Origin of the sequence: Mycobacterium sp. E183 (assembly GCF_001667735.1) — a bacterium.
Classification (GTDB): domain Bacteria; phylum Actinomycetota; class Actinomycetes; order Mycobacteriales; family Mycobacteriaceae; genus Mycobacterium.
Genome location: NZ_LZJN01000197.1, coordinates 1 through 10907, shown reverse-complemented (window position 1 = coordinate 10907; position 10907 = coordinate 1). Strand labels below are relative to the sequence as shown.

Sequence of the window (10907 nt, the reverse complement as noted above, 5' to 3'; positions counted from 1 at the left end):
TCGGGCGAAGCGGGTCGCCACCATCGCATCAGTGGCGATCGCAAGCGCGGCGCAGCCGGGCGAAGCGGGTCGCCACCATCGCATCGGTGGCGATCGCAAGCGCGGCGCAGCCGGGCGAAGCGGGTCGCCACCATCGCATCGGTGGCGATCGCAAGCGCGGCGTAGCCGGCCGAAGCGGGTCGCCACCATCGCATCGGTGGCGATCGCAAGCGCGGCGTAGCCGGCCGAAGCGGGTCGCCAGCATCGCATCCCGTCACCCCCGCGTGCGAACATATGTTCGTGCGGTGTGAGGCGTCCATCATGCACGCGGACCTGGATTCGTTCTACGCGTCCGTGGAGCAGCGCGACGATCCGACGCTGCGTGGCCGCCCAATCATCGTCGGCGGCGGGGTCGTGCTCGCCGCCAGTTACGAGGCCAAGGCCTACGGCGTGCGAACGGCGATGGGCGGCGCCCAGGCGCGGCGGCTGTGCCCGCACGCCGTGGTTGTCCCGCCCCGGATGAGCGCGTACAGCCGCGCCAGCGACGCCGTGTTCGAGGTGTTTCGCGACTGCACACCGATTGTGGAGCCGCTCTCGGTGGACGAGGCGTTTCTCGACGTCGGCGGCCTGCGCCGGGTGTCCGGAACGCCGGTACAGATCGCCGGAAGGCTACGCGCCGACGTGCGCGACCGCGTCGGCCTGCCGATCACGGTGGGCATCGCCCGGACGAAGTTTCTCGCCAAGATCGCCAGCCAGGAGGCCAAGCCCGACGGGCTGCTGTTGGTGCCGCCGGACCAGGAGCTCGCGTTCCTGCACCCGTTGCCGGTCCGGCGGCTGTGGGGCGTGGGCGCCAAGACGGCCGAGAAACTCCACGCCCATGGGCTCGTGACCGTCGCCGACGTGGCCGAGCTGAGTGAGTCGACGCTGGCCTCGCTGGTGGGCGGCGCCATGGGGCGCCAGCTGTTCGCGCTGTCCCGCAACATCGACCGCCGCCGGGTGACCACCGGTGTGCGGCGGCGGTCCGTCGGGGCGCAGCGGGCGCTCGGCCGCGCCGGCAACACCATGTCGGCCGCTGAGATCGATGCGGTGGTGATCAACCTGATCGACCGCATCACCCGCCGGATGCGTGCCGCCGGGCGTACCGGCCGCACGGTGGTGCTGCGCCTGCGGTTCGACGATTTCGGACGGGCGACGCGGTCACGGACGCTGCCGTGGGCGACGTCCTCGACGCAGCCGATCCTGGCCGCCGCGCGGGGGCTGGTCGTGTCGGCCGCTCCGCTCATCGCGCAGCGCGGGCTGACGCTGGTCGGGTTCGCGGTGTCGGGGATCGACCGCAGCGGCGCCCAGCAACTGACATTGCCGTTCGATGAGCACGACAACCGGCTCGCCATCGACGCGGCGATCGACCGGGTGCGTGATCGGTACGGCAGGTCCGCGCTGACACCCGCGGTTTTGGTCGGCCACGATCCGGGTACAGAGATGCCACGTCTTCCCGACTGACGGGTTGTGATCGTTCTCACCAATCATTCTCTGCCGCAAGCGATTTCGATGATTTGAGGTTGATCTGAATCAGCCTCTCAGCGCCGCAAGTCTGACGGCCTGATGGTTAGGCTGGCGAAAACCCGACCATCGAAAGTGAGCGACCGAACCCGATGCCGCCGCCGCACCAAGCCCGCGACACCGGCCTGCCCCGCGAAGGTCTCCTGCTCGGTTACAGCGCGCTGCTCGCCTTGTCCGCGGGCTTCGTCAACGCCGTGGCGCTTTTGATCCTGGCGCTGCCCGTCGGCAACCTGACGGCGATCACCACCCAGCTGGGCATGAACACGGCCAACCCCTGGCTCTACGAAGGGCACGTGCTCGCCGCGATCTTCTTGGGCTTCTTGGCGGGAGCGACGGTGGCCGGGGCGATCCTTGCGTCCACCGATGCCCTTGCGGGCCCACGCCACGCCGCTGTGCTCTTCCTCGAGGCAGTGTTGCTCGTGCTCGCCGCGGCCGGTGTCGAGGAGACCGTCGTCAAGGCGCAGATCAACGCCCTGGGCGTCGAACAGACCGCGGTGCAGGCGCTGTTCGCCGCCGCGGCCCTCGGCCTGCAGAACGCGATGACATCGAGCTTCCGCGGAATGGCGATCCGCACCACGCACTTCACCGGGACCGTCACCGACCTCGGGCTGATCCTCGGCCGCAGTCGACTGCACGGAATCGATAAATGGAAAGCCGCGATCCTGGCGACCACCCTCCTGCTGTTCCTCGGGGGCGGCGTGGCCGGGATCGTGTTCGGCGCGCGGTTGGGGGGTTACGCGTTGCTCATCCCGGCCGCGACCTGCGCCACCGTGGCCGCCGCCAATCTATTGCAGAGCGCCGCCCGCAGCGAAGAACCGGTTCCCGAGCACGCCGAACCGGTGCGGGTCTGAGCGGCCGTCTCAATTCGAGCCGGTCCACTCCAGCAGCTTGTCGGCCGGCCAGGTGTTGACGATCCGGTCGACGGGCACGCCCACGTCCAGCGCACGCTGCGCGCCGTAGCCGAGGAAGTCCAATTGGCCCGGCGCGTGCGCGTCGGTGTCGATGCTGAACACGCAGCCGAGTTCGAGCGCCAGCTTGAGCAGCGCGGTCGGCGGGTCCCGGCGTTCGGGTCGCGAGTTGATCTCCACCGCGGAGCCGTGATCGCGGCAGGCGGTGAAGACCGCTTCCGCGTCGAACTTCGATTGCGGACGGATGCCCCGGTTGCCCGATACCAGCCGGCCGGTGCAATGGCCCAGCACGTCGGCGTGCGGATTCGAAACTGCGCGCACCATGCGCCGCGTCATCGCCGAGGCGTCCATCGACAGCTTGGAATGCACGCTGGCCACGACCACGTCGAGCCGCTCGAGCAGCTCGGGCTCCTGGTCCAGGCTGCCGTCCTCGAGGATGTCGACCTCGATCCCGGTGAGGATGCGCATCGGCGCGAACTGGTCACGCAGCTTGTCGATGACGTCGAGCTGCGCACGCAGGCGCTGGGGCGACAGCCCGTTGGCGATGGTCAGCCGCGGCGAGTGGTCGGTCAGCGCGCAATACTCGTGCCCGAGCGCGGACGCAGTCGCCATCATCTCGTCGATCGGTGCCGACCCGTCCGACCAGTTCGAATGCAGATGCAGATCGCCCCGCAACGCCGCCCGGATGTCCCCGCCACCGAGATCCTCTGCGGCCGAACGTAATTCGGCCAGCAGGTCGGGCTCGCTGCCGCACCAGGCCTGGTCGATGACCTTCGCGGTCTTGGGACCGATGCCGGGCAGCGACTGCCAGCTGTTGGCTTGGCCGTGCCGCTCGCGCGCCGCGTCGTCGAGCCCCTCGATGATGTCGGCGGCGTTGCGATACGCCATCACGCGCCGCGGGTCGTGGCGGCTGCGGTCCTTGTAGTAGGCGATCTGCCGCAAGGCCTCTACGGGATCCATGACTCCAGTGTGCCTGCGTGGTGACTGCAAGCGCGGCGGAGCCGGGCGACGCAGGTCACCGCCAAAGCCGTCCGGGTCACCGGAACTGCCCGGCGATGAATCCGGCGAGCAGGACGCCGAAGCCCCCGATCTCGCCGGCGATGAGCAACGCCATCATCACCCCGGTGCCGGGGACGGGGTTCTCGAACTGGTTGACGGTGTCGCGCCGCGCCCCGTGCCCGATGTAGCTGAGGATGGCGCCGACGAAAAAGAAGACGACCACGCCGGCCGCGGCCAGGTTGAGCCACGCCGGCCACGCGCTCAGCTCGACGAAGACCGCCAGCAGCAGCGTCGCAAACGAGTAGAGCAACGCCGCCCGGTGTGCGATGTCGACGTAGGGATGGGCGCGGTGGTCGTCGGCCGTCATGATCTGCCGGTACTTCCAAACCCCGAGGACCAGCGCGAGCAGAAAGATCAGCCCGGCCGCCAGCAGCGTGATCTTGGTGTCGAGCCCGAGGGAGTAATTCATCGCGAGCCTGAGTTTAGTTGCCCTTCATAAAGATCGACTAACGTCGATTCCATGCGATTCGCCTTCAAGACCTCCCCGCAAAACACCGCCTGGGCCGACATGCTCGCCGTCTGGCAGGCCGCCGACGACATCGACGTTTACGAGTCCGGGTGGACCTTCGACCACTTCTACCCGATTTTCTCCGACAGCAGCGGGCCCTGCCTGGAGGGCTGGACGACGCTGACCGCGCTGGCGCAGGCCACCAAACGGTTGCGGCTGGGCACGCTGGTGACGGGCATTCACTACCGCCACCCCGCCGTGCTGGCCAACATGGCCGCCGCACTCGACATCATCTCGAACGGACGGCTCGAGCTGGGCATCGGAGCCGGCTGGAACGAGGAAGAGTCAGGCGCCTACGGCATCGAGCTGGGCAGCATCCGGGAACGTTTCGATCGATTCGAGGAGGCGTGCCAGGTGCTGACCAGCCTGCTCAGTCAGGACACCACGGACTTCGACGGCAAGTACTACCAGCTCAAGGGCGCGCGCAACGAACCCAAGGGCGTCCAGCGCCCGCACCCGCCGATCTGCATCGGCGGCAGCGGGGAGAAACGGACGCTGCCGATCACCGCCCGCTACGCGCAGCACTGGAACTTCGTCGGCGGCCCGCCCGAGGTGTTCGCGCGCAAGCGCGACGTGCTCGCCGCGGAGTGCGAGAAGATCGGGCGCGATCCGAAGGAGATCATGTTGTCGGCGCACCTGCGCCTGGACGAGCAGCGCAACTACCAGCAGGTCGTCGAGGAGGCGGCCGGGCTGGCGGCCGAGGGACTCGACCTGGGCATCGTCTACATCAACCCGCCCCACGACCCGAGCGTCCTGGAACCGCTGGCCGAGGTCATTCGCGATTCGGGATTGCTGAGCTGATCAACACCGGTACCGGGGACCTTCGCGGTGTGCCGAACATGTCCCCCGTTTGCTCCGTCGAGCAAACCCCCGCGTCGCACTCGGAGGCGCGCGGCGGGGCGGCTATGCCCCGAAGATCAGTAATTCGGCGGCGGTGACCAGGCGCTCGTGTTTGGCAGGGAACTCGCGGCTCTTCACCGGGTGACGAAACCAGGACCAGGCGATTCGCCCCATCCGTGATCGAGGTACTGGATTGATGTGCACAGTGATCACTCCTGCGATCGTTCCGTTCCGCCGGAGCCCCGATCACTCGCCCGTGTGACGAAGCCCACAACGGGTTATTAGACACCCGCCGCCTGGCAAACGGTGGCAGACTCGCCGATTTTGGGACGTGTGTTTCTGATGTGACTTCTGTGACTACTGGAGCGGTACTGCGGTCGGCTTGACCGGCGCGGGAAGGGCGGTCACACCCATCAGGTAGCGGTCCACGGCCGCGGCCGCGGCCCTGCCCTCAGCTATCGCCCAGACGATCAGCGACTGGCCGCGGCCCATGTCCCCGGCGACGAACACGCCCGGTACCGACGTGTCGAAGTCGGCGCCACGCGCGACGTTGCCGCGATCGGTGAGCTTGACTTCGAGGTCGGTGAGCAGGCCCTCCCGCTCCGGTCCGACGAAGCCCATCGCCAGCAGCACCAAGTCGGCCTCGAGCTCGAAGTCCGAGCCCTCGACCTTGACGAACTTGCCATCCTGCATGGTGACTTCGTGGGCTTTGAGCGCCGTCACGCGGCCATCCTCGCCCACGAACTGCTCGGTGTTCACCGAGAACACCCGCTCGCCACCCTCTTCGTGCGCCGACGAAACCCGGTACATCAAGGGGTAAGTCGGCCACGGGGTCGATTCGGCCCGAGACTCCGGCGGGCGCGGCATGATCTCGAACTGGTGCACGACGGTGGCACCCTGGCGGTGCGCGGTGCCCAGGCAGTCCGCGCCGGTGTCGCCGCCGCCGATGATGACGACCTTCTTGCCCTTGGCGGTGATCGGGGGCTCCCCGTCGGGCCCGAGGACGTCATCGCCCTCCTGCACCCGGTTGCCCCACGGCAGGTACTCCATCGCCTGGTGGATTCCGTCCAGGTCCCGACCGGGGACGGGCAGGTCCCGCGCGGCGGTCGCACCACCGGCCAGCACCACCGCATCGAAGTCGGCGCGCAGCTGTTCGGCGGTGATGTCGACCCCGACGTTCACACCGGCGCGGAACTCGGTCCCCTCGGCGCGCATCTGGTCCAGGCGCCGGTCGAGGACGCGCTTCTCCATCTTGAATTCCGGGATGCCGTATCGCAGCAGGCCGCCGATGCGGTCAGCCCGCTCGAACACGGTGACCGTGTGGCCGGCGCGGGTCAATTGCTGGGCGGCGGCCAAACCGGCCGGGCCCGAGCCCACCACCGCGACCTTCTTCCCGGTCAGCTTGTCCGGGGGCAGCGGCTCGACGAAGCCTTCTTCGAAGGCGCGGTCGATGATCTCCAGCTCGATCTGCTTGATAGTCACCGGATCCTGATTGATGCCGAGCACACAGGCCGGTTCACACGGCGCCGGGCACAGCCTGCCGGTGAAGTCCGGGAAGTTGTTGGTGGCGTGCAGCCGCTCGATCGCGTCGCGCCACCGGCCCGTGCGCACCAGGTCGTTCCATTCGGGGATCAGGTTTCCCAATGGACAGCCGTTGTGGCAGAACGGAATACCGCAATCCATGCAACGGGTCGCCTGCTCGCGCAGGGTGCCTTCGTCGAAGTCTTCGTAGACCTCGTGCCAGTCCTTCAACCGCAGCGGGACAGGCCGACGCTTCGGCAGTTCCCGGTGGGTGTACTTCAGGAAGCCGCTCGGATCAGCCATGCGCGGCCGCCATGATCGCCTTGTCCACGTCGATGCCGTCGCGCTCGGCTTCGGCGATCGCCTGCAGCACCTTCTTGTAATCGCGCGGCATCACCTTGACGAAGTGGCGCTGTTGACCGCGCCAGTCGGCCAGGATCCGCTGGCCCACCGCGGAATCGGTGGCATCCACGTGCGCCCGGATTATCCCGTGCAGGAACTCGGCATCGTCGGAGTCCAGCGCCTCCATGTCCACCATCTCGATGTTGAGATTGTCCGGCAATTCCTCGTCCGGGTCATATACGTAGGCCACGCCGCCGGACATTCCCGCGGCGAAGTTGCGGCCAGTGCGGCCCAGAATCACTACCCGACCACCCGTCATGTATTCGCATCCATGGTCACCCACACCTTCGACCACCGCGTGGGCACCCGAGTTGCGGACCGCGAACCGTTCGCCGACCACTCCGCGCAGGAATGCCTCCCCGCTGGTCGCGCCGAACAGGATCACGTTGCCGCCGATGATGTTGTCTTCGGCCACATAGTCCTGCGGGGCGTTGTCCGACGGCCGCACCACAATCCGGCCACCGGACAGGCCCTTGCCGACGTAGTCGTTGGCATCGCCGTAGACGCGCAGGGTGATTCCCTTCGGGACGAATGCCCCAAAGCTGTTGCCGGCGGAGCCGTCGAACGTTATGTCGATGGTTCCATCCGGAAGGCCCTGGCCGCCATAGGCTTTCGTCACCTCGTGGCCGAGCATGGTGCCCACCGTGCGGTTGACGTTGCTGATCGTGGTGGAGAAACGCACCGGCTTGCCGGAATCGAGCGCCTCCCGGCTCATCACGATCAACTGCTGATCCAGCGCCTTGTCCAGACCGTGATCCTGCCGCGAGCTGCAGTACAGGTCCTGGTTCATGAACGCCGACTCGGGCTCGTGCAGCACCGGCGTGAGGTCCAGCTTGTGCGCCTTCCAGTGCGCCCGCGCCAGCGTGGTGTCCAGCGCCCCCACCTGGCCGACGGCCTCGTTGAGGGTGCGGAAACCCAACTGCGCCATGTACTCCCGCACCTCTTCGGCGATGAACATGAAGAAGTTCTCGACGAACTCCGGCTTACCGGTGAACCGCTCCCGCAGCAGCGGGTTCTGGGTGGCGACGCCGACCGGGCAGGTGTCCAGGTGGCACACCCGCATCATGATGCAGCCGGCCACCACCAGCGGCGCGGTGGCGAAGCCGAATTCCTCGGCGCCCAGCAGCGCGGCGATCATCACGTCGCGGCCCGTCTTGAGCTGGCCGTCCACCTGGACCACGATCCGGTCGCGTAACCCGTTGAGCAGCAGGGTCTGTTGCGTCTCGGCCAGACCGAGCTCCCAGGGCGCGCCGGCGTGCTTCATCGACGTCAGCGGCGTCGCGCCGGTGCCGCCGTCGTGGCCCGAGATCAACACCACGTCGGCGTGCGCCTTGGAAACGCCGGCCGCAACCGTGCCCACCCCGTTCTCGGAGACCAGCTTGACGTGCACCCGCGCGGACGGGTTGGCGTTCTTCAGGTCGTGGATGAGCTGCGCGAGGTCCTCGATGGAGTAGATGTCGTGGTGCGGCGGCGGAGAGATCAGGCCGACGCCGGGCGTGGAGTGCCGGACCTCGGCGACCCACGGGTACACCTTGTGCCCCGGAAGCTGGCCACCCTCACCGGGTTTGGCGCCCTGGGCCATCTTGATCTGGATGTCGGTGCAATTCGTCAGGTAGTGCGAGGTCACGCCGAACCGTGCGGACGCGACCTGCTTGATCGCGCTGCGGCGCCAATCCCCGTTGGGATCGCGGTCGAAACGCTTGACGTCCTCGCCGCCCTCACCGCTGTTGGATCGCCCACCCAACCGGTTCATCGCGATGGCGAGCGTCTCGTGGGCTTCGGCCGAGATGGATCCGTAGCTCATCGCCCCGGTCGAGAAGCGCTTGACGATCTCGCTCGCCGGCTCGACCTCCTCCAGCGGAATCGGGGGACGCACACCGCCGCGGAACTTCAGCAGGCCACGCAGCGATGCCATCCGCTCGCTCTGGTCGTCGACCAGCCGGGTGTAGTCCTTGAAGATCTTGTACTGACCGGTGCGGGTCGAGTGCTGCAGCTTGAAGACCGTCTCCGGATTGAACAGGTGGTACTCACCCTCCCGGCGCCACTGGTATTCGCCGCCCACCTCGAGCTCGCGGTGCGCGCGCTCGTCGCGGCGGTCCAGGTAGGCCAGCCGGTGGCGCGTCGCGACGTCGGCGGCGATGTCCTCCAGGGTGATACCACCGATCGGACAGCTCAGCCCGGTGAAGTACTCGTCGAGCACGTCCTCGGAGATGCCCACCGCCTGGAACAGCTGTGCACCAGTGTAAGAGGCGAGCGTCGAAATGCCCATCTTGGACATCACTTTGAGCACGCCCTTACCGGCCGCCTTGACGTAATTGTTCAGCGCCTTCTCGCGGTCGATCCCGTCGATCGCGCCGCGGTCGAGCATGTCCTCGATCGACTCGAACGCCAGGTAGGGGTTGATCGCCGCGGCCCCGCATCCGATCAGCATCGCCATGTGGTGCACCTCGCGGGCGTCACCGGTCTCGACGACCAGGCCCACGTGGGTGCGTGTCCGGTCGCGCACCAGGTGGTGGTGCACGCCGGCGACGGCGAGCAGCGACGGGATGGGCGCCATCTGCTCGTTGGACTCCCGGTCGGACAGGATGATGACCCGCGCACCGTCCTCGATCGCCGCCGACGCCTGTGCGCGCACGTCGTCCAGCGCCGCGGCCAGCCCCGCGCCGCCCTCGGCGACCGGGTACAGGCAGCGAATCACTTTGGACCGCATGCCATGCGGACGCCCGTTGACTTCGTCGTCGGGGTTGAGGTTGACCAGCTTGGCCAGCTCGTGGTTGCGCAGAATCGGCTGCTGCAAAGCGATCTGGTGACACGAGTGCTCGGTCGGCGTCAGCAGGTCGCGCTCCCCGCCGGTGGTGCCCTGCAAACTGGTCACCACCTCCTCGCGGATGGCGTCCAGCGGCGGGTTGGTCACCTGGGCGAAGAGCTGCTGGAAGTAGTCGTAGAGCATCCGCGGACGCTGCGAGAGCACCGCGACCGGGGTGTCGGTGCCCATCGAGCCGATCGGCTCTGCGCCGGTGCGCACCATGGGCGACACCAGGAGGTTGAGCTCCTCGTAGGTGTAGCCGAAAGCCAGCTGCCGCTTGACAAGTCGATCGTGGGGCATCCGCACGTAATCGCCCTGCGGCAGCTTCTCGAGGGGAACCAGGTTCCTATCGAGCCACTCCTGGTACGGGTGCTCGGCGGCGAGCTCGGCCTTGATCTCCTCGTCGGAGACGATGCGGCCCTGGGTGGTGTCCACCAGGAACATGCGGCCCGGCTGCAGCCGCATCCGGCGGACCACCTTGGCGGGGTCCAGATCCAGGACACCCGCCTCGGAAGCCATCACCACCAAGCCGTCGTCGGTGACCCAGATCCGCGAGGGGCGCAAGCCATTTCGGTCAAGAACGGCGCCAACGATGGTGCCGTCGGTGAAGGTGATCGACGCGGGACCGTCCCAGGGCTCCATCAACGACGCGTGGTACTCGTAGAACGCCCGACGCGCCGGGTCCATCGATTCGTTGCGCTCCCAGGCCTCGGGGATCATCATCAGCACCGCGTGCGCCAGGCTGCGGCCGCCCAGGTGCAGCAGTTCGAGCGCCTCGTCGAAGCGTGCGGTGTCGGAGGCGCCCGGGGTACAGATCGGGAACAGCTTCTCGACATCGGCTTCCGTGCCGAAGATCTCGGTCTTGATCAACGCCTCACGGGCCCGCATCCAGTTCTCGTTGCCGGTGACGGTGTTGATCTCACCGTTGTGGGCGACGCGACGGAACGGGTGGGCCAGCGGCCACGACGGGAAGGTGTTGGTGGAGAACCGCGAGTGCACGATGCCCAGCGCGCTGGTCATCCGATCGTCTTGCAGGTCAAGATAGAACGCCTTGAGCTGCGGGGTGGTCAGCATCCCCTTGTAGACCATGGTCTGACCGGAAAGGCTTGGGAAATAAACGGTTTCGCGCCCGGGACCGTCCTGGCCCGGTCCCTTGGTGCCGAGTTCGTGCTCGGCGCGCTTCCGAACCAGGTAGCAGCGGCGCTCGAGCGTCATGTCGGAAGCGCCGGCCATGAACACCTGCCGGAAGGTGGGCATCGCGTCACGGGAGAGCGCCCCCAGCGAGGAGTCGTCGATGGGCACGTTGCGCCAGCCGAGCACCGTC

7 protein-coding genes and 1 pseudogene are annotated in these 10907 nt (G+C 67.6%); 4 read left to right on the top strand and 4 right to left on the bottom strand.

The genetic code is table 11. The annotated features are described in order from the left end of the window. The 3 genes and pseudogenes from A5691_RS29235 to A5691_RS24090 form a co-directional block, all read left to right on the top strand. Positions 1-131, top strand: a pseudogene (locus tag A5691_RS29235) (hypothetical protein); the annotation flags it as partial. A gap of 142 nt (positions 132-273) precedes the next feature. After that, positions 274-1479, top strand: coding sequence for a DNA polymerase IV (dinB, locus tag A5691_RS24095; RefSeq protein ID WP_067752128.1), 1206 nt, complete (start codon positions 274-276; stop codon positions 1477-1479). A gap of 152 nt (positions 1480-1631) precedes the next feature. Next, positions 1632-2390, top strand: coding sequence for a YoaK family protein (locus tag A5691_RS24090; protein WP_068019253.1), 759 nt, complete (start codon positions 1632-1634; stop codon positions 2388-2390). Between the two features lie 9 nt (positions 2391-2399). On the opposite strand, the gene A5691_RS24085 is transcribed toward A5691_RS24090, so the two are convergent. Both A5691_RS24085 and A5691_RS24080 read right to left on the bottom strand, forming a co-directional pair. Then, positions 2400-3407 (bottom strand): PHP domain-containing protein, encoded by a 1008-nt coding sequence (locus A5691_RS24085; RefSeq protein ID WP_068019250.1) that lies wholly within the window; start codon positions 3405-3407, stop codon positions 2400-2402. Positions 3408-3483: 76 nt separating this feature from the next. Continuing rightward, entirely contained in the window at positions 3484-3915 is a 432-nt protein-coding gene (locus A5691_RS24080; RefSeq protein WP_067751888.1) for a hypothetical protein, read from the bottom strand. Between the two features lie 51 nt (positions 3916-3966). Between A5691_RS24080 and A5691_RS24075 the strand changes: the two genes are divergently transcribed. Further along, the gene (locus A5691_RS24075) at positions 3967-4815 is read left to right on the top strand and encodes an LLM class F420-dependent oxidoreductase (RefSeq protein ID WP_068019247.1); all 849 of its coding nucleotides are present in this window, start codon (positions 3967-3969) and stop codon (positions 4813-4815) included. Between the two features lie 396 nt (positions 4816-5211). Here A5691_RS24075 and A5691_RS24070 read toward each other — a convergent pair whose 3' ends face one another. Further along, complete coding sequence (locus tag A5691_RS24070; RefSeq protein ID WP_067751882.1) at positions 5212-6678, bottom strand: glutamate synthase subunit beta; 1467 nt, start codon at positions 6676-6678, stop codon at positions 5212-5214. Then, the coding region (gene gltB, locus A5691_RS24065) for a glutamate synthase large subunit (protein ID WP_068266814.1) at positions 6671-10907 on the bottom strand (4237 nt) is incomplete at its 5' end. The genes A5691_RS24070 and gltB, both read right to left, overlap by 8 nt.